This window comes from Allomuricauda sp. XS_ASV26 (assembly GCF_041224615.1).
Classification (GTDB): Bacteria; Bacteroidota; Bacteroidia; order Flavobacteriales; family Flavobacteriaceae; genus Flagellimonas; species Flagellimonas alginolytica.
Genome location: NZ_JBGFGK010000030.1, coordinates 1 through 23,995 on the forward strand (window position 1 = coordinate 1; position 23,995 = coordinate 23,995).

The following is a 23,995-nucleotide window of genomic DNA, read 5'->3' on the forward strand; positions in this document are numbered from 1 at the left end:
TAAACTATAACTATTGCCAACATTGGCTATAAGTAATTGCTGGTTCTCGCCTACTTCTGAAAATCCTCGCGGATTTTCAGTTTGGTGTGTACTTGCAAAGTTAGGTGCTAAACCACGCAACTACTCATAGCCCAACCGTTGTAGTGTCATAAAACGAACCATTTTTGGTACAGAGGATGATTACCCTACACGGCCAGACCGAGGTTTTTGTCCATATCAAGCTCAAACTTCCCGTAAGGGTTCACATGTGCATGTATCAACGGGCTCAATGCTCGGTAATCTTCTTTTGAAAACCTGTCCATCCATCCGTTCTCGGAAACCACACGTTGGATCATAAGTGTGTTCACATAGACTAAACAGTTCTGGAGCAGATGAAGTGCAAGTACGGATAGTTCCTGTTCTTCCAATCGGTTCGAGGAAACTTCACCACTTTTTCCAAAAAAAATGAAACCGTTGGCAGAGTTCCAATTCTCTATCACGTTCAGCCCCCCGTGTATTTCACGTCTGATGTCCCCATCGGCAAGGTACCTGCAAAGGAATATCGTTTTCACCGCCTTTCCTAGTTCCTGCAGGGCCCTGTATGTCGGATGGCTCTCGTTACCCCTGGTGAACCTCTTTAAAATTGATTCAGGGTCGGCGGTACCCTGTTCCAAAGCAGCGGTATATTTTACCATTTCATCATATTGCCTCTCGATGATTTCCCATTTGATACCTCTATTGAGTATCGGTAAAAGGTTTTTAAGTTCTTTCTTTAGGGAAATATCGGGTAGGTAAAGTTTCTGGGAGGCAATATTCTTCAACCTTGGCATTAGTTCAAACCCCAAGAGCTTGCAAAAAGCAAACGCGACCTCACTCTGACCGTGGGTGTCCACAAACTGTTTTTCCACCTTCATATCGGTACAATGCTTGAGTACACCTTCTATCATATTGGCCACTTCTGATGAGGAACATTTCTTTAGTTGGGAATAGATGCAGGTGGATCGCGTGTCCACGTGCCAATAGATCATAACGCCCCTTCCTCCATACCGGATGTGCCATTCCGCCATCAGGTTCTGGTCCCAGGACCCGAACTTTTTGGAATCGGAGGCACATGAGGTCGTTGCCTCGCCCCAGAGTTTGGTGTCCTTTACGGAGAATACCCCATTGGCCACTTCCCTAATGGCACTGCGCAGGGAATCTTTGTGTACATATACATTCTTTACATGACGGAGCTCCTTGTAGCTTACATTATTACCTGACGCTATTCTTTTAAGTCCCATATTGGTTCCAAGCCCATAAAGAACCAACAATAGTCTTTTTCTGAGCTGTTCCGGTGTCAAACGTTCAGATGTCCGGATACTCTTGAACAATTTTGTGAACCCGGACCAACTGTCCGCTTCGCGAAGGATTTCCAAAAGTGATGTCATTGGCCATCTGGATTGTACATCTCCCTTGAGCGCATTTATGTTCGGTGGGTCCACGAGCGGGTCCATGGGGGAGAGAACAATGTTCTTGATGCCGCTTTGCCGTAATCTTACATACTTGTTGGACGGCAAGTTTTCATTTAACGTTCTCAGTGCGATTTCCATTTCTTCCTTTAATCCCTTGGTAAATTCCACGGGGTCGTTCTCTACGCCCAACCGGTCGTAATAAAATTTCCTGTTCATATTGAAGTCTTTAGGTACATCCTCATCGGGATTACGGTACCTATCGGCTCCTTCAACCCATATTTCCTTGCAACGGAGCCTCTTTCTCAAAGCTTCAAGTACTGCTATTTCATAGTCTATCCGATCCATATCGCCTTTGCCCATCCCTTTGACAAGTTTTACAAAGCTGGGCTTGATGATGTCCGAAGTGGGAATCGAGTCATCGTCCATTGAGAATTTTGAGTTTGGCATAGGGTTCTCCAACAGCCAATCTATCGCGTCCAAAATAGGTACGTGCAGATCGTTGTTCGACCTGAAGGTAAGACTGCCCAATATTTTCGGGACCATTCTCCGATAATGTGAGGAATAACTGGAACGCACCAATCCATGGATTTCATTTTTGAAACCCTTACCGGAATATTTATACTCCTTGACGATATCGGAAAGCTTCGATTTATTTGCAATGGGAAATATTACCCTATTGATGGTTCCTTTAGGGTCCTTCAATGATGCCTCGGCGATTCGGGCCAATATTGTCGTCTTACCATAAACGCGTTTCAATTCCTTTACCAGTGCGGTCTCTACTTTCTTTTTTGCCTTCTTTGATAGTTTTCCCACAATGAGAATGAAAAGATCCACAAGGTCATCTATGATTTTTTGCCTTCTGGAAAAAAGAAAGACACCCATCAGGGTATCCCTAATATATGGTGGGTGTCGCCTTATCTCCCAAGCGGATTCCGAAGCTATTCTTTTGTACAATCTTTCCCTAATCTTGGGATGTATCCCACCGATTTCTTGAATAGGAATTGCGCAATCCTCTATAAATGCCAATTTGTCCAGCTCATCAAGAACGGTTAGAAGGCCAACACGTCCAGGATCTGAACGAAGCCAAGTAAACGAACCCTTTTCGCCTGGATCGCTTCTCAGGCAACGGTCGAATAATTCCGTTGTACCCCTTCCCAACAATGATGCAACCTGATCGAAAAATCTGTTTTCAAATTTCGAGAGTGCAGTGGAAATTATACGGGAAAGTACTTTTTCCGTAGGAGCTGAAAGTTTATGTTCAAAGAACCATTTAAGGCAAACATCTTCGATTTCTGTTTTTGTACTTCCAAAGGGAAGGATGTCGTCAATCAAAAAATCGATAAGATCTTCGCGGTGTTCTTCATTTGTTTTTTCAACGCCCAAGAATTTTAATATTTCTTTACGATGACGTTCTGCGGTTCTTTGCGACCAATCATACTCATTTAAAATAGATTCATTGGTCTCCAACTGTTCACTTAAATGGGAAACCAGACCACTTACCAAACTTGATTTACTTTTAGGAAATGAACCTGTGGATAAATATTGTTTCAATTGGACTGCAAAAGCCAGTTTATGGGGAAAGCTTTTATTCTTCAACAATATTGACTCATCGTAGGTCAGGTACCAATCCTGATACTGGTTTTGTTCCATGTGTTTTTGCCACAAATTAGCATATTTATCTTAATACGCTATATTTGAGATAAATTCGATATCAGTGTTTACAGGGCTTGTGGGCTAAGTTGTCGCTTTATGCAGCTATGAGGTCACTACCCCTCGTTGGTATACAATACTCTAAAAATTTAGAATCTGGTTGATTTTCATATAGGTTAAACCAAGTTGAGCGATCTATTTCCTGTGCTTTTTCATTCCCTTTATATATGAAATCATAGTCAGCGTCAATATATTCGCTAGCAACAGAATCTTCAGGAGGTGCAAGTTTTGTTATGTCCCTAACCCATCCTTTTAAATCTTCCGACTTTCTCCAGTATTTTACAATTCCATCAGCCATAAAAACAACTAAAATTGGCGCCACATCTAAAGCAATTAATCTGTATACAACAGATGTTAAGCTAGTTAAAAACCTATTGGAAATATCTCTAATCAAATCGGGACTGAAAGATTTATTTTTAACAAACTCACGAAATACCTTTTCGGGCATTAAAAGCTCAGAAGCAAAATCGTTAGCTTCATACTCTTGAATTCCCCTTCTTGCCTGATTTTCAACATTAAACCAATTTAGAGTTCTAGAATTTTCAGTATGAACCTCTAATTTTTTGTGTAAAAAATAATGCCCCAACTCATGCGCAACAACATAGCGAATTCTCTGAGGGTAAGGTATTGAACTATTTACTTTAATTATGGTTTTAGATTTACCTCTAATTATTTTTCCATCGGCATTATCCAAAGGTTCAGCAATGAAGATTATTCCGAAACCTGTAACTAATTGAGAATTGGTTAGCTCTGTAATTTCATCAAAACCTATTTCTTCCAATACTTTCTTAGCTCTATCTTTTCCTTTATTATTCGTTTTCAAGCAACTCAATAATTTCTATCAAATTTTGATCTTTGATTATTTCTTTAATTTCATCAGTACTCAACTTTTCTAAATTATTGTACTGTACAACTAATCGATCTTCTTTAATAAGTGTATTTAAATAAGCTATAGGCTTTTCCAACCCCTTATTTATAGCATCTTGAAATGATTCTGCAGCTCTAAGCAAAAGACCTTCATATTTTTCTTCGTTTATGGCTGAACGAATCTTGAATTTTAATTGTTTAATTAACTTATCCTGCCGGTTACGGTTTTCATCCATATTCACACCATAATCCGATAAATTTTTACGGACATAATCTATATCTCCTTGAAGATAGCTTTCAGTAATACTTTTTTCTATTATTTTTTTAAGCTTATCCATTTACCTTTTAGCTTTATTGTCTTTCTTGAAAGTCTTTTGACAGCATTATATATTTCAGCTGTATCTACACCACATAACTCGGCAATTTCAATTGGCTTATCGTAACCAGACAGCCAACACTCAAACACACCTATTTCCAATTCATCAGCGCCTTGTTCTTTCAAATAACTTAAACAGTCTTGTGAAACATAATCGAAATCCATATCAGGGGGTTCATCCAAATCTTCAACTGAATCTAAATCAACAAAATCATTAATTTCAATCAAATACTCCTCCTCTTCGGTATCCAATTCTTCCTTCGCAACATCTTCTTTTTGTCTTTGCTTTCTAAAAAAATTATACAAATCACTTTTCAATGCTCCAAAAATGAAGCTTTCAAAAGAAGTCTTTTCTTTATCCCAATTTCTAACACCAGAGCACGCTTTGATTATGACATTATAGCAAAAATCCAAGTAATCAAACCCTTCTCTTATTTTTTCAGACTTATTATAAAAACGATTTCGGACATACAGCTCCATCCTATCCAATAGTTCATTCAAGTCAATGGATTCTAGGTGTGTAAGAATATCTTTTTTACTAGCTATTGCCATAATTCAATTAGGTATGCTCATTAAATAGAAAAAACTTCCATGTCAATGGCAAAAAAAATAAACTCGTGAGCATATTCAATTGAGGACAATATCACAAGCTACTTTATGCATTTTGATTTTGTTACTAGAAAGCAAGTTAAAAATTGTGAGTTTAAACTTACAATTTTTAAATATTAATCTTAAACATTTTATATGAAAAAGTCAATTACATTTAACGAACATTTTGGGATTACTGAAAAGAAAACGGAACACCTGAACATTTTGATGGATAATGATTTAGAAGCGTTCATTGATCCTTATCACATTGCAAACAATTTGGGCAATATTATAGCCAAAAAAATGTATGTGAGAAGTAAGTCATTTTTGGAAAAACTAAATAGAAATTTTATTGTTCCAAATGACAGAAAAAATGGGCTTGTTTTTTTATCACATCTAGGAGAGGCAAATGAATATCATTTAGGATATTCACACGAAAACAAAGGAAAAGGTATAGGGCCAACTAAGGCGGAAGTAGTTTATGATTCTTTATCTGCAAACAAATTTGCTAAAGCTGGAATCTCTGTAACCAATGAGGCACATAATGTATTACTGTTGGTAAAGGGTATTGGTCAAGATAATATGTCTGATACTCTAGCTAATGTTTGTAGAGATATCTTGTCAGATTTTACACTTAAGCAATGTATAAAATATGGTATTGACGTTTTTGAAACTGAAATTGAATTTTACGACCACACGGAGGGCAAATGGGAACTTAAAAAGGTTAATCTTCCGCTTTACAAGGGTAAACATATAATCCTCGTCCCACAATTTCTTGCAAGTGGCCAAAGAGTTTACACAAATAGGTATAATTGGTTCATTTCTAGCAACTATATTTCCAAAGAAATATTGAATGGTACCATTGCCCTTGATTCTGACGGTGAATTCATAACTGAATTGAAAGACGGTTCTAAGAAAGCCATAATCAAGAATATCAATAAGCACTATAGAAAACCTAAGGATAAACTAATTGAGTTTGTAAAAACATATAATGGTTCATTGATAGATTTTCAGGACTACGTCAAACTAAATTACCCATCAATTGATTTACACAAATTATTGGATTTATATAATAAAGCGTCATAGACTATCTTAAAAGATAAATATGTTTAACAAGAATAAAAACATCAATGTCGGTAGGGACATAAACATTCAAATAAATAAGAAGAATTTTGAGAACTTAAGTACTAATGAATTAGCTGAAAGTAAAAATAAGTCTAAGCTAATTTTAAATAGAGAAAGCTCTTCTAAATTGAAAAAATCAGTGAATTGGTTGATTTTTGGGGTTTTGGTATTTTTCCTGCTTTATTTAGGTCTACCCTATTTACTTAGCAATTATGGCAATGGGGAAAATACAATTATCACTTTCTTTTCAAAATTGATTCTAGATAAAAAGATTTCCTTGATAATAAGTAGCTTGGGATCTTTTATGGCTATCCTGAATCCTATAAGTGATTTATGGAAAACTAATGAAATAGAGAAAAAGCACTATGAAATATTAAAAACAATAAACATAATTTTAAAAGAGCGTGAATATCTAAATAACAAATAGCTAAGTGGTGTAATTAAAATTTAATTTCCATTCCACACACATTACCTCCCCTCCTACCTCGGGTCGTGTAAAAAGTGTTCCATTACCTTTTCTTGAAGAAGATTTTTAGAAGAAATTTTCCACGAGCTGCACGGTAAACTTTCGCTTTTACCAAAGCTCAAGTTACATAACGCGGAACATTATAGTACACATGACAATCTGGAAAGTCTAGTAGACTTTTTAGATTGGTGGCAAGACTTGTGCGGCTGGTTCTATGAAGAACCTTTAGTAAGACAACGATTTTATGTCAAAGCAATTTGCTTTAAACTTTTGTTTTACCACGTTTTTGCACTACGATCAATCTATTTGCAAAATTGTTGATTTTCTCCATTAGTTAAAACATATCCTTTGTTGAGCGATCGATCGCATTCGTTGATTTTATTTTATGTATCGGAAAATCCTTTATAGTGTTGCACAACAACACATAGCGCACAAAAAGGGTATGATAAAAATTCAAAGCATGGAATATAACTATTCCAAGAAAATCAACATATTTAAAGACATGAACCTTGAGTTTTCTTCTGGGAAAATTTATGGTTTATTGGGAAAAAACGGTGTAGGAAAATCTACCTTGATCAAAAATATTACCGGCATGCTTTTTCCGTCCAAAGGCAGTTGTGAAGTTTTTGGTCTGACACCTGGTAAACGAGAGGTTAAATTTCTACAATACTTGTTTTTTGTTCCAGAAGAATATCATTTACCCAACCTGACCATTAAAGAGCTTATTTCCGTTTATAAAGATTTTTATCCAAAATTTGATGTCGATCAATTTGATGCCTACATCAAAGAATTCAACATATCTAAAGACAAAAGAACTACCGAGCTCTCCTTAGGTCAGAAAAAGAAAATTTTAATTGGCTTTGCCCTGTCCGCCAATACCAAAGTGTTGATCATGGACGAACCCACCAATGGCTTGGACATTCCTTCCAAAATCACCTTTAGAAATATGATCAAGGATGCGTTTAAAGAGGATAGGATTGTCATCATCACCTCTCACCAAGTGAGGGATCTGGATGAATTGATCGATACCGTGATCATTATGCACGATGGACAGATTTTACTGAACCTTGATAAGGATGATATCGCAAAAAAATTACAGTTTGAATTGTCTGACAACAAAAAGGATGATGCCGCAGTACTGTACCAAGAAAAAGTCAGCAACGGATTCGCTTCCATTCAAAAGAACACCTCCGACATATTGGGATATGTAGACATTGAACTGCTCTTTAATGCAGTGTTGGCCCAAAAACTAAAATTATAAAACACCATGAATTATTCAACGCTGTGCTTATTGATCAAAAGACAATATAAAGAGCATTATAAAACCTATGTAATTGGTCTATTGGTCTTGCTCATTTTACTGGTTTTTATGTTCCTGGTCGTACATCAATGGAAAGACAGCTTTTCGGGGGCTGTACAAAATGGGGTATTTGTAATTGGTCTATTTATTGCCGGCAGTGTGTTTTCCAATGCTATGTTCAGTGAGTTTTCCACTCCGCAGAGTGGCATGTGGCTTTTGGGCATTCCGGCAAAAGCTTCGGAAAAAGTGGTGTCGAGCATAGTGATTTCCACTGTTTTCTTTTTAACTGCTTATGTGATCATATTTTACATCGCGGATTTTTTCTATTTGCTTTTTGCTGGTACATTAACTTTTAAGGCCATGCTGAATCCGTTTAAGAACGGTTTTTATCAATTCTTTTTTATCTACCTAACATTTAACGCATTAATGCTATTGGGAAGTATCATCTTCAACAAAAACAGTTTTATAAAAATGCTGTTGACCATTGCCGTGCTTTTCTTCCTTTTAAACTATCTAAACGGATGGTTATTGAGCTTTCTGATCCCCGAGGCCACCATAGTTTCCACCATTGCCTTCGATAGTTTTTTGTTTTCGCACCACGGAGAAAATGTAAAAGTGTTTTTACCCGATAACGTCAACTTATACAGTGCTCTTTTTGTACGTATAATTTTCCCCATTGCACTATGGATCTTGGTTTGGTTGAAATTGAAAGAAAAAGAAATTTAAGATATGAAGACAAGTAATGTATTTATCATCATTTTAAGTATTTCCATATCCGGAATGCTATTTGTAACCAATCTAAGCCTAAAAAAAGAGTATGATAAAATTGATCTGGACGATGTTTTCAAAAACTATGTCTCGGTAAGTTCGGAACCCTATACTGTCCTATCGGTTTCCGGAAGTAATGGATATCCCATAGAAATTGTAAAAAAGGATACCAATGCCATAAAAGTACTGCGTTCGAGATTGGAGCATTTTAAAAGTGTGGTGAAGAACGATACACTCTTTATTGAGTTTACAGGAGCTAATATTTCAATGCAAAAAAGCTTTTTGAGCACTACTCCATCTGGAATTATAATTTATAAAAACAATCTCGCCGGAATAATTGCCACGAACACGCACCAAAGGGTTTCTGGATTTGAGACCGAACATTTCACATTAAATTTAAAGGGATACTCGCATGTAGAATTGCAGAACTGTAACGTACAAACCTTATCGATTGCTATGGAAAATAAGAGTCATCTTCAATTTGTAGAGCACAATTTAGCAGATTCTATAGCTTTAAAGATGACGAATACTTCTGTAGCAAATTTAACCGACGTTGCCTTTAAAAAAATGCATCCGGTTTTGAGTGACAACGTTACTTTGGTATTGTCCAAAGAGGTTTTTAAAAACCTCCTGAAAAAATAAGTTGGTATAATTCTATAGCCAAGATCTATTGTATATAAAAAAGTATATTGTTGCCACTTATGATATTAGATACATTCATAAAACAAAGAAATTCTTCGAAAACCATTAGAATTGGCTCTCATATCCTATTTTGGATAGTTCTGTTTTTCAGTTCATATTTCTTATCAAAATCGTCCTATGATCCATATTCTGCGACCCCTTTGGGCTATTTGTTCCCCCTAAGACGGACACTGGAATTAATACTGTTTTTTTATCCGTTGATGTACGTATTGATTCCGTATTTCTTCGAAAGAAAACGCTGGGTTCCTTTTATTTTATATCTCCTCTTACTCCTATTTTTTATTATTTTTATTGAAGCAGTAGGTGAAAAAATCACCTTTCATTATTGTGATACCTGTGCGGCGATGGCGCAGGAAAGAGATCCTGATTATTTAAGTATTCTTCAAAAACCGGTTCTCGATAATTTTTTGTTTAAATCGTCAAGTATTGGTTTATATTTTAACCTGTTTTCCGGTTTATTGCTGCCCATAGCCATAAAAAGCAGTCTGGGGTATTATCAAATCCACACTAGAAACCTTGAATTGGAGAAAGAGAAAGTACAGTTGGAATTGAACTTTCTAAAGGCTCAGGTAAATCCGCATTTCCTGTTCAATACATTGAACAATCTATATGGATTAATTTTACATGATCGCACAGATGCTTCAGCGGAAACCGTGACACGTTTGTCGGATTATTTGCGATATTCCTTGGATAATGCCAATAAGAAAAGTATCCCATTGTCAGATGAAATTGAATTGACCCGTAATTATATCGAGTTGGAGAGTTTGCGGTTAAACCATACAAAAGTCTCTTTTACAACCCAGGTTGACAATACCAATGCCAACATTCCGCCTTTACTGTTTATACCTATAGTCGAGAATGCCTTTAAGTATAATGTGGATAAAAAAGATACGGACATTCGTATAGATTTATCGGTAAATTCAAATACGCTACAATTGAAAGTCGAAAATGGCTTTGCAGAGGCCAAAACTAAAAATGATAACGGAGGCTTGGGATTGACCAATTTAAAAAAACGCTTGGATTTACATTATTCAGAAAATTATACGTACGATATGGACATTGATAATTCCGTGTACAAGGTATCGTTGAAATTAGTCTTAGCATGAAGAATATTAATGTTTTAATTGTTGATGATGAACCGCTGGCGCGAGAAATAATTCAAACGCATATAAGTAAAATCCCAAATTGGACGGTTGTTGATACCTGCATAGATGCCAAAGAAGCTTTTGAAATACTGGTAAAGAACAAAATAGATGTGTTGTTCTTGGATATTCAAATGCCGGTAATAACCGGAATTGAATTTATAGAATCGTTACAAAACCCGCCTTTGGTAGTTTTTACCACGGCCTATTCCGAGTATGCCCTTAAGGGGTTTGAATTAAATGCGGTGGATTACCTGTTAAAACCTATTTCTTTTGCTCGCTTTTATCAAACTGTGGAGAAAGTGAACAAAACATTGGAATTGCTAAATGATGCATCCATACCAAGTAAAAAAGAAATAACCTATCTTTTTGTAAAACACGATGGAAAGCTCTTAAAGCTTAATTTTTCCGATATCCTATATATCAAAGCGGAGCAAGAATACAGTTCGGTTTTTAAAACAGACGGAACACTTTTGGTCAGTATGCACTTAAAATTATTACAAACCCTTTTACCCGAAAAGCAATTTACCAGAATCCATAGGTCCTATATTGTTCCGCACGAAACTATTACGGCAGTTTATGGAAACACGGTCCAAATTGGAACAGAGATTCAATTGCCGATTGGCAGTAAATACAAGGAGGAATTGTTGCAAAAATTACAGATTACATAAAAAACACTTGCAAGCAGTTGTTTTGCAGGTAGAATTAGTGGAACCTGAGCCTCAAACCAATTCTGTACACTTTTAATCCCACCAAATCGCCTCCCAATTAACTAAGCACAGGTTGTGTTCGGTTTTATAAAAAGAAGGTGATATCCAACAAAAAAGGAGAAAACCGCAAACCGGGCTTTCTCCTTTTCAATATTTGGTTCCCAACAATGTTGGCTACGTAAACTATAGTATCTCCACCAATTCCAAATCGAACACCAAATCTTGTCCTGCCAATGGGTGGTTGGCATCGATAATAATGTCCTCCTCCTCTACTTTGGCGACCCTGAACTGTTGTTCCTGTCCGGCGGCATTGGCCCCCACTAACCCCATACCTACTTCTGGTTCAAGGTCTTCTGGCAATTGTGACTTGGAAATCTTTTGAAAAAGTGCTTCGTTCACCTCTCCGTAGGCATCTTTCTTATCTATGGTAATCGTCTTCTTTTCGTTAACGGCCATATCAATAAGTCCTTTTTCAAATCCGGGTATCAGCTGGCCCTCACCCAATTTTATTTCCAAGGGCTCTCTTTGCAATGAGCTGTCAAATATCTGCCCATCAACAAGTTTGCCCGTGTAATGTACTTTTACGGTATCGTTTTCTTTTACTTTACTCATAATTTTGTTTTACAGTTTTAAAAATCAAAACGTTGCAAATATACAGGGTATATAATGGTTCAACGAAGAAGTTGACCATAGCTTTTGTAAAAGTTGGTTTTAGGACATAAAAACCGTGTTGGAGTTAAAATTTGGTTTTCAGTTCATCCAAATCCTCTTGGTAGATTTCATTGAGGTATTCTTTATAGCCATCGGAATATTTATATTGAATATTATCCTGTGCCTTCTGTAAATTAATTTGGGCATTTATGGAGTCCCCCATTGTCAAGTAAGTCTTGGCCAGACCATAATAGGCTTCGCAAGTGTTCCCATATTGCTCTATTCCTGTTTTAAAAGCACCAATGGCCTCATCATAATTTTGCATATTGTAATGGCAAAGGCCAACATAAACAAAGGCCTGAACATCTACCCATTCTGCTCCTTGGTTGGTGATACTTTGCTTAAAATGTTTTAGTGCTTTTGGGTAATCACCAAGGCCGTAATAACATTCTCCACGCAAAAAATCGATATCCTCTCCCCAGGGAGCATCCACAACCTCGGGTGTCAAGGCATCCAATCGGTCAAAATCGGCCAAGGCCGAATTGTAGTCCCTTAAGAAACGTAACTTCATGTACCCGCGATACCCAAGATGGTTCAAGGGGTTCAATTCCACAGCCCTGTTCAAATAGGAAAAACCGGTTTCGTAGTCGCCATTTTTATTGAAAGGTACCGATCGCTCAAAAAACGCTGCATCATACTCCGGATGCTGCCAGTTAAGTATCCCGAATATGGCCTGTGAAAGATTATTTCCCTGCGCACCTGCGGCAAGTTTAAATCGTGCTTCTTTGGATTGGAACACCAGTTGATAAGCAATTAAGCCAACGTAAAGCGTAAATACCGTAGCCAGAACTATTTTTATGATTTTTAAAACTATCCTCATCTAAAAAATATCCGTAATCTTACCTTGTTCCACCTTAAAAACGATCTGTGCATAACTGTCCACTACCGTGCCCTTAATTTTTCCCGGCATCCATTCTTCCAATTCCAAGATTAAATTGTAAAAATGTTCCAATGTACTGGTTGGTACATTGATTTCTTTTAACTCCGCATCGGTCATCTTGGTTCTAAAGTAGCCCGTTTCACCCTTGCAATTCACTACAAAACGAACCGTTAACAAACCGTTTGACGGTAATCCTTCTGTATTTATTTTTGATAACAGCTTCTTTTTGATTTGCTTTTTACCTCCTCGATGATACGTACCGACATGATAATAGGGGTAAATACTATATTCTCCGCAGGGACTGAATTCCTCTGAATCCACTGCTTCATCATACGAAATGTCCCAAATATATCCGGTCAATTTAAAATAGAGCCAAAGCGTTAATATGCCTGCTATAAGAAAACTGACCAACAGCCAAATGTTGAGTTTGCTTTTCAAAAAAAAAGGATTCGTTAATGGTTAACGGCCAATATACTAATAATGAAAGAACTAAAAATCCCTATCCTCTACTATTTTCATATATTGTTGCACAAACAATAACCGACCCAATTGTTTCTACTTAGTCCAGCATACCAAAAAGCATGGTCCATCGCAGCCTCCGCCTTGGAGATATCCAAGTTTTATGGCTGGTGGCAATTTGCTGTCTGCCTTTTTGCCTTTATGGCCCTTATGTCCATTTGGTACCACATTGGTCGAAGGCAACGGGATTTTGGGCCCGTTTGGCTAGCACTTTCCATACTCTGTTGGGCATTTTCTGGCCTATCGGAGGTATTGTTGCCCAACGAAAATGGTTGGGGCTCCACGGCCAAGGAAGGATTTCGGAGTGTTTTTTCCCTATTGAACAGCCTATTTATCCTTATGGCCCTCCCTTGGTTCAAATATTTGCCCAAACCGTTCTCTGGTTTAATAAAAAACAAGTTCTGGCCCTTTGTTATTGGAATACCCTTTGTTTTTGCCCTGCTCCCTACCCTTCATAAAATGATATTGGGCCGGTCCGCATCGGCCATAAACGAACTGGATGTATATTATGCCCTTATGACCCTTGTTTTTTTGGGTTTTGTACTCTGGGAATCCTTTACAAAACGTAGGCTACCATTACTTGGGATACTCTCTTTGTTAACGGTATTGATTACCTTGGTAGCACAAGTATATAAGCTTATGGACAATACCATTAATTTGTTATTGTTCTCGGCCATTTTTAAAACATCGTTGATCATGCTCTTTTTCGCCCTGGCACTAAGTTGGGTAAAAGAGCTTACCGAAACCGTTATCCCAAGCGCATATCAATTACGGCTGAATTTTAGAAAAGGGGATCGCAATACCTGCGAAGTCATCCTAAAAGGATTTCCCGGCCAAACAGATAGAAATATATCCCTGACACCTGCATTGTACAAGTTGCTCAAAACTTTTGCGGAACGTAGATTGGCCTCGACCGAAGATTGGCTCGAGATCAAACCTAAAAATTTTGATGGCTCCAAAAATTACGATATAAACGACCACAATGAGCTGAAGCGTTTGCTACAAGCTTTGCTCAACGGACTCTTTGGCAAACAGAATTGGACCAAGGACAAACACTATATCCCCCTAAAAAACACCTTGTTCGAAATGTCGGAAAACCGAGAACGAAAAATTCGTCTTCAATTGCCCAAAGAAAATATTTATTTTGAAAATGAGTGACTTAGGCATGATTTGTCAGTTTTGGCATTACTGACATTTTAGGATTCTTTCCGACAATTGCCCAAAAATCCAAATCAGGGATAGAAATTCAGGGAAATTTCAAGTCATGGGCAGAACGCTGTTATTCAGTTTATTATCACTATCAAGTACTACATTGTTAGCATCAACCTCAACCAAAGGGTTGGATGAAAAAATCAATGATGGTTTTATGCCATTTGCCGTTTGGTGGGAAAGCCTAGTGTTGGCAGAAATCCCCATTTTTGGTCATAGCATTCCGGTAGTGCTCATTATTTTGATAGTGGGTGCACTTTTTTTTACCCTTTATTTTGGTTTTGTGAACATCCGGCATTTTCCAACCGCCATTCAAGTGGTACGTGGCAAGTACGATAACCTAGAAAAAAATCAACCCCCATTACAACCACACGTTTTTGAGGTCGAAGGTGATTTAAAGGATACTATTAAAGACGAAGGCCACTTTGGCGAGGTCAACCATTTTCAGGCACTGGCAACAGCAGTTTCTGGCACAGTGGGCCTGGGCAATATTGCCATGGTGGCGGTAGCCATTTCCATTGGTGGTCCCGGCGCGACTTTTTGGATGATCTTGGCGGGACTGCTCGGCATGTCCTCCAAATTTGTGGAATGTACCTTGGGCGTAAAGTATAGGGATATCGATAGTGAGGGAAATGTGTTCGGTGGCCCCATGTACTATTTGTCCAAAGGATTAAAAGAAATGGGATTAACGCAGTTGGGCAAGTTCCTTTCTATTGTTTTTGCAGTGCTCTGCGTGGGTGCTTCCTTTGGTGGCGGAAATGCCTTCCAGAGCAATCAGGCTGCGGCACAGATCATTGAGCGTTTTGGGCTCAGCGGAGCTTCTTCCGGTAGTATTATCGGGCTTGTTTTTGCCCTTTTGGCAGGAATTGTGATCATTGGCGGCATTAAACGGATTGCCAAAGTGACCGAAAAAGTGGTGCCCTTTATGGCCATTCTATATGTGGGCGCTTCGCTTTTTATCATTTTTTCCCACATCGAATGGGTCGACGATGCCTTTGGACTGATCGTTTCCGAAGCATTTACCCCCAAGGCCACCATTACGGGCGGATTTGTAGGCGTGCTGATCCAAGGATTCAGAAGGGCCGCCTTCTCCAACGAAGCCGGAGCCGGTTCGGCCGCTATTGCACACTCTGCGGTAAATACGGCGCACCCTGCTTCCGAAGGTCTGGTGGGACTGCTGGAGCCTTTTATCGATACCGTACTGATCTGTACCATGACGGCCATTGTGATCATCCTTTTTAACATGGATGGCATGTTCGTGTATGGCGATGTGGTAAATGGTCAGGCTTTAATGTACGATGGCAGCCGCTTGGGCGGCGTGAACATTACCTCCATGGCTTTTGAAAATTCGATAAGCGGCTCCTCTTATGTACTTATGGCCGCCGTTTGTCTCTTTGCCTTCTCCACGATCTTGTCGTGGTCCTACTATGGTTTACAGGCATGGAAATACCTTTTTGGCCGCGGAAGATGGATAGATCTTACCTATAAGATCATATTTCTGTTGTTTACCGTACTCGGGGCGGCCATTACCTTGGACGCGGTCATCAAATTTTCGGATGCCATGATCCTGGCCATGGTTTTCCCCAACATGATAGGGCTACTCATCCTGTTCCCTAAAGTGAAGCAAGAGTTTTCAAAATATTTGAAATTGATACGACGGCCTTAAAAATCAGCCCAACCCCTCTATCAATCTCAGAGCGGTATCGATTTCTGCTTTGGAATTGTAAATATGCACGGAATGGCGCAACATTTCGTTGCCCACCGAGCGTGGCTGCAAACGTTCCTTTTCCCACATATATTTTTGAAGCTCAGGGCCGCTCATGCCACTAACACCATAGGTGGTGATGCCCGCTGCCAATTCCTCGTTGGTGGATGAATAAAAAGTGACATGCTTTATTTCCTTGAGGCCATCGCGCAGGTATTTACCCAATTCTTTCACTCGGGCCAACCACACATCTTGGCCAATGGTGTTAAAAAAGTCCACGGCGGCATCGTATCCGGCCATAAGTCCGGCATTGCCCGTTCCGTTTTGCATCAAACGAAAACCATGATCATCTTGATTGTCCCAATTATAACTGGCAATGGTGCTCCAAATATCGCCCACCACCTCTTTGTTAATGTACAACAACCCACTTCCTGCAGGGGCCAACAGCCATTTATGCAGACTGGAGTAATAGGCATCGCAACCGATATCCTTAACGTCCACCGAAACATGGCCCACACATTGTGCTCCGTCCAAAATGGTAAAAATGCCCCGTTTTTTGGCTTCGGTACAAATGGCCTTTACCGGCATTACCGTTCCAAAACCGGAAATAATATGTGGAATGGCGATTATCTTGGTCTTAGGGGTGACTTCCTTAAAAATGGCATCTACAATTTCCTGTGGGTCGTTGGCAGGTTCTGGCATAATGGCTTGTTTATACACGCAGCCCTTTCGCTTGGCGAGCAATTGCCAAGCCCCAAAACCACCGCCATGTTCTTGATTGGTATTGAGCAATTCGTCGCCTTTTTTTAAATCGAGGCCCATACCCACGTAGTTCATTCCAAAAGTGGCATTCTGCACCAAGGAGATCTCCTTAAAATCACAATTGATAATGTTGCCCAATTTGGTACGAAGTTCCTCGTATGGAAAATAGCCGGTCAACAGTTCGGGGCCCGAGCCGTTTTTATAGTCCACCGTAGCGGCTTCCACGTTCCAGTGCATCATGTGGTGGAACATTTTGTCCAGGGCATAGCCCGATGTAGGCCCCATGGTTCCGTTGTTAAAATAGGTCTGACCTTCCTTTAAAGGAAACTGTTTGCGTACCATGCCCCAATAGGTTTCATCCTTTGGGGCATTGGTTTGCAATGGGGTCAGCGACCACTCTTTTTGATGGTCGAAAGACAGGAGGGGCAGGGACATCATCGCCGCTGCACCTTGTTTCAGGAATTTTCTACGTTGGGTCATAGTTCGGTTGGTTTTTAGGTTATTGGTTTATTGTACAAGGGCAATTGCCGATCATTTACCTTTCGTTATATCCTTTGCCCTGCAAAATCTTAGGAACACATTTCTCGATGCGGTTTTCGCGGGTTTTGGATTGTTTGGCTTCAGAAATGTACAGCATGTACCCACGCTGCCGTCCCGGGGTCAATGCTTCAAAAGCAGTTTTAAAATCTTTATCCTTTTCCAGTTTATGTTCAAGCTCTTCGGGCATATCGAAGTCGGAAGTCTTCTTCATTTTTACTTGTAGACCTGCCCTTTCCACCTCAACAGCTTCGTATATGTAGGTCTTTATCACCTTTTCTTGTTCCCTAACCTCATCTACATTGGTAAAGCGCAGCTGCCGAGCGGATTGTACATTTTTTGTTTGCTGAAACAAAATACCTTTGGTATCCTTTAGCAATGCTCCTTTGTGGAACAACAAGGCACAGTACTCTTTAAATCCATGTATTAAAAATATATTGCCGCCATTTAAGGTGTAGCAGGGCTTGCCCCATTTAAGCTCTTCGGTCAAACCTGTTTCGAGTGCAATTCTTCGTAATTCCCTGAATGCATTTTGCCATTGGGATGGTTTTTCAAAAAAGAAATCGACTTTAGGGTTCATAACTTTTAGTTTGAGGAGGGTCTGCTCCGAAAAAATACAAATTCCTTGAGGATTTATTATTCCTATCACAACTTTAGTTTTTGTAAGCTGAAAAATGGTCCATTAAATTTAAGAGATGATCCTCAGCTATAAAAAATAAATTCCCCGCCCTTGCGAATATAGTTTGGAGCGGTTTTTTATGCCCAAATCGCATTTTTGTTTTTCTCCCGGGCATGGACTACCTTTCCCCTACCCAAAAATTATAAACACCTACCATGAACGTACGGCTTACCAAAGATCAAAAGATACAAGTGCTCAACTCTGCGGACATATATGCGATCATGCAACAGGTTTTGCTGCGCGAAAACAAGATACGCCGCAACCAAGAGCATTTTTGGGTGGTGGGGCTCAACCACAACAACAAAATACTGTTTGTGGAGCTTATTGGTCTGGGTGCGAGCAACCGCGTTAATGCCGACCCGCCCGATGTGTTCCGCATGGCGATCTACAAACTGGCAAGCAAGCTCATCTTGGTGCACAACCATCCCAGCGGAACGCACGAGGTTACCGATGCCGATATTACCTTTACCGACCACATGCTAAAAGTGGGGAAACTCATAAAAGTGGAAGTGCTCGACCATTTGGTGATCACCGAGACCCACTACACCAGTTTTGCCGACCAAGGCGTAATGGACGAACTGAAAAAAAGTGGCCTTTTTGAAATTATGGGCCCCGAAAAGCAAGAATTGGAACAATTTAAAATTGAAACCGAGAAAAAGCGGGCCAAAAAAAAGAACTCTCTTGAAATTGCAAAGAAGATGAAAGCTGATGGCCTTGACGATGAAACCATTAAAAAGTATACAGGCTTGAGTTTAAAGGTGATTGGGGGGATATAGAATTCATTTTACTCCTCCTCTGCTTCTAACTCATGGCCGTTTTCTGTTATATTTTCAAGAGCCTTATTTATTATTTCCTTTTTGGCAGATACCTTTTTCTTTGCTTTTTTCTCCAACATGGCTGCTACTCTTCCCATACCAGGTATACCAGATAATTTGTCAACTGTCATTTGAAACTTATAACTCTGCTCCAACGCCTCCATAACTGGATGGTCCGATGCTTCATAATTTGAAATCAATTTTCCTGGATTTTCAGCTGAAATTTGCAGAAAGTTGGACAAAAGTCTAAATCTTAACTCTTCCGACTCTTCAGGGTTATTCAAACTCTCAATCTGAGTTGAAAGACCCTCATAAGTTCTACTTAAAACTTCTTTATGAGAATATTCTTCAATAAGTCTTTTAGATAAATTCAATTTTTTATTTGCTGAGTATGTAAACCAAAGAACAGGAATATACATTGGAACAATAGCCAAAACTAATCTTGGCAACCTTATTATAACTTCTTGTACCGTTATCCCTTGAACCAAAAAGAATATACTTATAGCAACTGGAATAAAACTTACTCCAATCATAAAGTAAATACCTTGGTTAAATCTCTTTTGTAGAACATTAGATGATCCAACCTCGTCATCTTTCTTTTTTGAAAAAGCTGAGCTTAAGCCTGCAGTCATTGCATCTGGAAGTAGTGACGCAATATCATCATTAATTTTTTGATACTTTTTCTTGAATTCTTTTTCAAATTCCTTATATCTATCTTGGTAATTACCTTTTAAACTTTCAACATTTTCAAAAGATTCTTCAATTTTTTGCTTTAAGTCATTATAAGTAGTATCCAACTCTCCTTTTAAGCCTTCAATTCTTGTTTCTTCTCCTGTTTCTTCATCAGTTTGAGTATATCCAAAAACTTCTCTATGTAAATCATCTACATCTTTTTTTCTTTTGTTGATAGCGGTAAGACTAATATTTGATTTTTCAAGATTTTCTTCTACTCGGTCTATAAATTCATCAATCTCTGTTAGTTCCGAATCTAGCTCTGGATATTTCTCGAAAATACTGTCCACATTTCGGATTCTGGAATTGATAGTCTCTAACTTTTTTTCAAGTTCGGATTCTGCATCATCTAACCTACTTTTCGCTTCTTCAACAAGCAATTTTTGTTCGTTAGCCTCTACGCTATAATCATTAATTTGATTTTTGGTAATCCTTGCTGAATCCAACTCAGATATTAACTGCTCAGTAAGATTATTGGCCTCTTCTAATTTTGCTTCAATCTTGTTTCTAAATTCTGAAGCCTTTCTAGAGTGTTGTTTTGCTTCTCTTTCATCATCAGAGGTTTTTCTTTCAATCTCCTTATTTAATTCACCAACATAACTTTCTAAACCAGACAATCTTTCCCAAAGTTTTTTTCTTTCTTCCTCTAGATATTGAATTTGCTTTCCTTTAGGACTATCCCAATTTAACATAGACATAATAATGAGATTAAATTATTTCTAATTCTTGGATAATAAAACCTCCAAATTTCAATTCATTTCCATCAAACCATTTGCATCCAATGTCATTTCCATTAATCGTATATACAGTCATGTCTGGCCCCCCTGCTTTCAAGCAAACTACGTCTCCTAATTTTAAATTACTCATAATCAATATTTTAAATTTAATTTTAAGAATCAATGATTATACCATTATAAAAAACACACAAAATTCACATTTCAAATGTGATTAATATGACAATATGTCTTAAAAAATAAAATAATGTCATATTCAGTGTCATTTATTGCAAAAATGTTACTTTTAACAAGTATATAATTACACAAATCCGTAACCCCATAAAAAAAGCCCTAAAGGGCTTTCTCCAACTATTCCAAAAAATCCAATAATCCAACCCTCCTTAAAAAGAAAGTATCCCCTGCACCCGCTTCAACAACTCGGCTGCCATTTCGGGCTTCAACCCATAATCCTGTAAACTGTGCACAGGGTTTTTAAAACTCAGTTGGGTGGTGGTCTCATCCAGTTGGTGCAGCACCAGTTTTAGGGGAATATCGTTTATGGCCAAGGGGTCGTTCGCCATAATCTCAGCAATATATTTCGGGTGAAAAAAGAGCAATTGCCGCAATGGCGCTATGCGCACCCCATGTTTGGCCACAATGGCCTGGGTGTCTATTTCGTGCAGGAGCAAAAAGTCGTGATCTACGATCCGTTTCTTTAATGCACCGTACAACTGCCCAAAGGGCACGGGCACGGTTTGGCGTATTACATGTGATTTCATAGGCTTGGGTTAGGCCATGGCGGCACGGGCAAAGCCCACCGTTTCGCGATAGGTTTTGGGGGATATGTCCGCATTGTTCTTAAAAAATCGGCTAAAGTAGTGCTCATCGTCGTACCCCAGGTCGTAGGCGATCTCCTTTACCGTTTTGTTGGTAAGGTACAGCTCCCGCTTGGCCTCTATAATGATCCGCTCGCTGATCAAGTTGGTCATGGTCTTGTTAAAATGGTTCTTGGTCATTTTGGCCAGGGCTTTGGGGCTAATGTTCAGCAGGTCGGCATATTCGCCTGCGGAGTGCATGGTCTTGTAATGGGTCTCTATCAGGTTTTTGAGCTTTTGTAATATAAACGGCTCTTTTTCGTCGGTGCTGCCCTCCAAGGCTTCGGGCTGTTGCTTGGCCTTGGCGCGGGAGGCGGATATCAAAAATATTTTAAGATAGGATACCAAAAGTTCGTACTGTGCCAATTCGGATTTTTGCACTTCGGCATACATTTGCTCTATAATGCGTTCCAGTTCGTTTTTCATATCGTCCGTAACACAGAGCATGGGCGGGCTATAGATATTGTTAAAAAGGATCCCGTTGCAGGCCACTTGTTCGTGGTGTTTGTGAATGCAGAAAAAATCGGGGTGAAAATTCAAAACCACGCCCTCCAAAGGTTCTTCTTCGGTAAAGGTAAAGGGTTGATAGGGCGTTACGGCAAAAAGCGTGTTCGGGGTAAAGGGATATTCCGTAAAATCCACTTGGGCGGTGCCCCTCCCCTTTTTTATCCAGATCAGGGAATAGTAATTGAACCGATGGGTATCGCAAAACTGACAGCTATTATCAAATTCGGAGAGTTTAAAGGCCAAGTTCCCGGTCTGTTCGTTAATAAGTGTGTTGGTGTTGTAGATGTCCATATCAATGTTCAATAAACAGTTGTCAATTATCAATGATCAGTTTTAGTTTTGAGTAATTAGAAATCTTATATCTGACCTCTGAAATTAAAGTCTTCTCTCCGATTCGGTTATCGGCAGATCGTTGATGCTGGCAAAGCGCTTTTGCATAAGCCCGTGCTCGTTGAACTCCCAATTTTCGTTCCCGTACGCGCGTATCCACGCCCCTTCGGCATTTTGGTATTCGTATTCAAAACGAACTGCAATCTTATTGTCGGTAAAGGCCCATAGTTCCTTTCGTAGTTTGTAGTTTTTTTCTTTTTGCCACTTTTCGGTCAAAAAGGCAACCACCTCTTCTCGTCCGTTCACAAATTGGGAACGGTTGCGCCATTCGGTATCCACGGTGTAGGCCTTGCTCACTTTTTCCGGGTTCTGGCTGTTCCAGGCATCTTCGGCCAATTGTACTTTTTCCTTTGCGGTTGCCTCGGTAAAGGGAGGCAACGGATATTTCTTTTCTGTTTCCATAATCGTGTTTTTTAGATTGAAAAAGGGCAGGACCTTTACGACCCCACCCCTCTCAGACAATTAAAACCTACTTGCTATTTTTTACTTTGGGCCATTTGGCATGCGCCGCTTTTTTAAGCTCGGTGGTGCGTTGTGCCCAATCTTGGTACGTATTAAAGGGTTCTCCGTTAAAAGGTCCGTTAAAGAACAGGTACAATTTTCCATCGATCACCGTATAGGTTTCCGGATTGATGGGAAACTTGGCGTCTTTGGCACCTACGCCCCACGCACAATACCCATCGAATTGGGGCAAATAGTTCTTGGGCGATTTTTTAAAGGCGTTCTGATTTGCCTTGCTGGTAAAGTAATAGGTAGCCCCGTGATGCTTTACCGCATAACTCTTGCTTCCTTTTTTGGCTTCTCCGGAAAAGTAGGAGACTACATCGTACCCACCAATGGCAAGACCATTATCGTCTACCGGTGGGGTCTGGGCCTGTACACTTATGGCTGCAAACAATGTGAATGCCACAAGCAATAGATTTCTAAATGTTTTCATCTGTTTTTGATTTTAAGTTGTAATGATGGGTTATACCGTTGCAGCTTCCACTACTGGGAAATCGATATCGGTATTGGCCGTATTGTTAAAATAATTGGTAAAAATGTTCAAGGCCACATGGGCAACGATCTCGCCGATGGCGCCATCGGTATATCCGGCATCTTTAACAGCTGCCACATCTTCTGCAGAAACCCGTCCGTTCTTGGCGATCAAGGTTTTGGCAAATTGAAGCGCTGCCTCGATTTTTGCGTCCCCGTTTTCACCACCTCTTGCGGCCTGTAGGGTATCTGTGTCTATCCCTACCAATTTTTCACCTATAAAAGAATGTGCGGAAAGGCAATAGTTACAGGCGTTGGACTCTGCTACGGACAAGGCCAATAATTCGCCCAATTTTCCGCCCAAAGAGCCTTTCCCCAATGTGTCGCTAAGGTTTAGGTAACTTTCCAACACCACAGAGGAGTTCCCCATGGTTTTCATCATATTGGGAACCATTCCCAATTTGGATTGGATACCTTCAAATAATTCTTTTGATCTTCCGGTTGCTTCTTTTGGATCTAATGCTTGTAAACGTGTCATAATTTTCTGTTTTTTAAATTCGTAAATGCTTTGTCTTTATTGACAATACAAAGGTGCGTTGATGATAGCTAGTATAAAATGGACAGATTTCGCCAGTCCTTGGACAATTTTCCCCCAATTATGATAAATACCTGAAAGCCAATCACAAAAGAGGTTGTGCAATAGCGCTAAACCTGTTTGCCAATAAGTAGGTTAAGATTGATGTATTTCAATGGTCTGGACAATTTTTGTTGATTCCACTACCATCGAACCATAAAAAAA

General features: G+C 39.3%; 26 protein-coding genes. 10 read left to right on the top strand and 16 right to left on the bottom strand.

Features of this window, described 5'->3' with window-relative positions:
- Positions 1–185: 185 nt before the first annotated feature.
- The 4 genes from AB9K32_RS05105 to AB9K32_RS05120 all read right to left on the bottom strand — a co-directional run bounded on the left by AB9K32_RS05105 (position 186) and on the right by AB9K32_RS05120 (position 4,935).
- A complete protein-coding gene (locus AB9K32_RS05105; RefSeq protein ID WP_094998668.1) occupies positions 186–3,080 on the bottom strand; it encodes a Tn3 family transposase in 2,895 nt (964 codons plus the stop codon).
- A gap of 97 nt (positions 3,081–3,177) precedes the next feature.
- Complete coding sequence (locus AB9K32_RS05110) at positions 3,178–3,963, bottom strand: ImmA/IrrE family metallo-endopeptidase (protein ID WP_369884554.1); 786 nt, start codon at positions 3,961–3,963, stop codon at positions 3,178–3,180.
- Positions 3,950–4,345, bottom strand: a complete 396-nt coding sequence (locus tag AB9K32_RS05115) for a hypothetical protein (RefSeq protein WP_369884555.1) — start codon at positions 4,343–4,345, stop codon at positions 3,950–3,952. Before AB9K32_RS05115 ends, AB9K32_RS05110 begins: the two co-directional genes overlap by 14 nt.
- Entirely contained in the window at positions 4,324–4,935 is a 612-nt protein-coding gene (locus tag AB9K32_RS05120; protein WP_369884556.1) for a hypothetical protein, read from the bottom strand. Before AB9K32_RS05120 ends, AB9K32_RS05115 begins: the two co-directional genes overlap by 22 nt.
- 192 nt (positions 4,936–5,127) lie before the next feature.
- Between AB9K32_RS05120 and AB9K32_RS05125 the strand changes: the two genes are divergently transcribed.
- From AB9K32_RS05125 to AB9K32_RS05155, 7 genes are all read left to right on the top strand, one after another.
- Entirely contained in the window at positions 5,128–6,057 is a 930-nt protein-coding gene (locus tag AB9K32_RS05125; RefSeq protein ID WP_369884557.1) for a hypothetical protein, read from the top strand.
- Positions 6,058–6,076: 19 nt separating this feature from the next.
- The gene (locus AB9K32_RS05130) at positions 6,077–6,523 is read left to right on the top strand and encodes a hypothetical protein (protein ID WP_369884558.1); all 447 of its coding nucleotides are present in this window, start codon (positions 6,077–6,079) and stop codon (positions 6,521–6,523) included.
- 499 nt (positions 6,524–7,022) lie between these two features.
- Positions 7,023–7,823 (top strand): ATP-binding cassette domain-containing protein, encoded by an 801-nt coding sequence (locus AB9K32_RS05135; protein WP_369884559.1) that lies wholly within the window; start codon positions 7,023–7,025, stop codon positions 7,821–7,823.
- A gap of 6 nt (positions 7,824–7,829) precedes the next feature.
- Positions 7,830–8,588, top strand: coding sequence for a hypothetical protein (locus AB9K32_RS05140; RefSeq protein WP_369884560.1), 759 nt, complete (start codon positions 7,830–7,832; stop codon positions 8,586–8,588).
- A gap of 3 nt (positions 8,589–8,591) precedes the next feature.
- On the top strand, positions 8,592–9,272 hold the full coding sequence (locus AB9K32_RS05145) for a hypothetical protein (protein WP_369884561.1): 681 nt from the start codon (positions 8,592–8,594) through the stop codon (positions 9,270–9,272).
- A gap of 404 nt (positions 9,273–9,676) precedes the next feature.
- Positions 9,677–10,438 carry a sensor histidine kinase gene (locus AB9K32_RS05150; protein ID WP_338195230.1) on the top strand — a complete coding sequence of 254 codons (762 nt, stop codon included), beginning with the start codon at positions 9,677–9,679 and terminating at the stop codon, positions 10,436–10,438.
- Positions 10,435–11,145 carry a LytR/AlgR family response regulator transcription factor gene (locus tag AB9K32_RS05155; protein WP_369884562.1) on the top strand — a complete coding sequence of 237 codons (711 nt, stop codon included), beginning with the start codon at positions 10,435–10,437 and terminating at the stop codon, positions 11,143–11,145. Before AB9K32_RS05150 ends, AB9K32_RS05155 begins: the two co-directional genes overlap by 4 nt.
- Before the next feature lie 222 nt (positions 11,146–11,367).
- Here AB9K32_RS05155 and AB9K32_RS05160 read toward each other — a convergent pair whose 3' ends face one another.
- From AB9K32_RS05160 to AB9K32_RS05170, 3 genes are all read right to left on the bottom strand, one after another.
- Positions 11,368–11,796: a peptidylprolyl isomerase gene (locus AB9K32_RS05160; protein ID WP_224836886.1), complete on the bottom strand. Its 429-nt coding sequence runs from the start codon at positions 11,794–11,796 to the stop codon at positions 11,368–11,370.
- Positions 11,797–11,920: 124 nt separating this feature from the next.
- The gene (locus tag AB9K32_RS05165; RefSeq protein WP_369884563.1) at positions 11,921–12,715 is read right to left on the bottom strand and encodes a tetratricopeptide repeat protein; all 795 of its coding nucleotides are present in this window, start codon (positions 12,713–12,715) and stop codon (positions 11,921–11,923) included.
- The gene (locus AB9K32_RS05170; RefSeq protein ID WP_369884564.1) at positions 12,716–13,213 is read right to left on the bottom strand and encodes a hypothetical protein; all 498 of its coding nucleotides are present in this window, start codon (positions 13,211–13,213) and stop codon (positions 12,716–12,718) included.
- A 111-nt stretch (positions 13,214–13,324) separates the two neighbouring features.
- Between AB9K32_RS05170 and AB9K32_RS05175 the strand changes: the two genes are divergently transcribed.
- Together AB9K32_RS05175 and AB9K32_RS05180 are read left to right on the top strand one after the other, a co-directional pair.
- Positions 13,325–14,452 (top strand): hypothetical protein, encoded by a 1,128-nt coding sequence (locus AB9K32_RS05175; protein ID WP_369884565.1) that lies wholly within the window; start codon positions 13,325–13,327, stop codon positions 14,450–14,452.
- A gap of 106 nt (positions 14,453–14,558) precedes the next feature.
- A complete protein-coding gene (locus AB9K32_RS05180; RefSeq protein ID WP_369884566.1) occupies positions 14,559–16,169 on the top strand; it encodes an alanine/glycine:cation symporter family protein in 1,611 nt (536 codons plus the stop codon).
- A 3-nt stretch (positions 16,170–16,172) separates the two neighbouring features.
- On the opposite strand, the gene AB9K32_RS05185 is transcribed toward AB9K32_RS05180, so the two are convergent.
- Entirely contained in the window at positions 16,173–17,450 is a 1,278-nt protein-coding gene (locus AB9K32_RS05185; protein WP_369884567.1) for an aminotransferase class V-fold PLP-dependent enzyme, read from the bottom strand.
- Between the two features lie 55 nt (positions 17,451–17,505).
- Positions 17,506–18,087, bottom strand: a complete 582-nt coding sequence (locus tag AB9K32_RS05190) for a YdeI family protein (protein ID WP_369884568.1) — start codon at positions 18,085–18,087, stop codon at positions 17,506–17,508.
- A 254-nt stretch (positions 18,088–18,341) separates the two neighbouring features.
- Between AB9K32_RS05190 and AB9K32_RS05195 the strand changes: the two genes are divergently transcribed.
- A complete protein-coding gene (locus AB9K32_RS05195; protein ID WP_369884569.1) occupies positions 18,342–18,962 on the top strand; it encodes a JAB domain-containing protein in 621 nt (206 codons plus the stop codon).
- Positions 18,963–18,970: 8 nt separating this feature from the next.
- Here AB9K32_RS05195 and AB9K32_RS05200 read toward each other — a convergent pair whose 3' ends face one another.
- From AB9K32_RS05200 to AB9K32_RS05230, 7 genes are all read right to left on the bottom strand, one after another.
- The gene (locus AB9K32_RS05200) at positions 18,971–20,431 is read right to left on the bottom strand and encodes a hypothetical protein (RefSeq protein WP_369884570.1); all 1,461 of its coding nucleotides are present in this window, start codon (positions 20,429–20,431) and stop codon (positions 18,971–18,973) included.
- Between the two features lie 10 nt (positions 20,432–20,441).
- A complete protein-coding gene (locus AB9K32_RS05205) occupies positions 20,442–20,600 on the bottom strand; it encodes a DUF2158 domain-containing protein (protein ID WP_369884571.1) in 159 nt (52 codons plus the stop codon).
- Between the two features lie 250 nt (positions 20,601–20,850).
- Entirely contained in the window at positions 20,851–21,228 is a 378-nt protein-coding gene (locus AB9K32_RS05210; protein WP_369884573.1) for a DUF302 domain-containing protein, read from the bottom strand.
- A 9-nt stretch (positions 21,229–21,237) separates the two neighbouring features.
- The gene (locus AB9K32_RS05215) at positions 21,238–22,155 is read right to left on the bottom strand and encodes a helix-turn-helix domain-containing protein (RefSeq protein ID WP_369884574.1); all 918 of its coding nucleotides are present in this window, start codon (positions 22,153–22,155) and stop codon (positions 21,238–21,240) included.
- Positions 22,156–22,206: 51 nt separating this feature from the next.
- The gene (locus AB9K32_RS05220; RefSeq protein ID WP_252079793.1) at positions 22,207–22,623 is read right to left on the bottom strand and encodes a nuclear transport factor 2 family protein; all 417 of its coding nucleotides are present in this window, start codon (positions 22,621–22,623) and stop codon (positions 22,207–22,209) included.
- Positions 22,624–22,690: 67 nt separating this feature from the next.
- Entirely contained in the window at positions 22,691–23,158 is a 468-nt protein-coding gene (locus AB9K32_RS05225; RefSeq protein ID WP_369884575.1) for a YHS domain-containing (seleno)protein, read from the bottom strand.
- 30 nt (positions 23,159–23,188) lie between these two features.
- The gene (locus AB9K32_RS05230; protein WP_224836871.1) at positions 23,189–23,734 is read right to left on the bottom strand and encodes a carboxymuconolactone decarboxylase family protein; all 546 of its coding nucleotides are present in this window, start codon (positions 23,732–23,734) and stop codon (positions 23,189–23,191) included.
- Positions 23,735–23,995 lie beyond the last annotated feature (261 nt).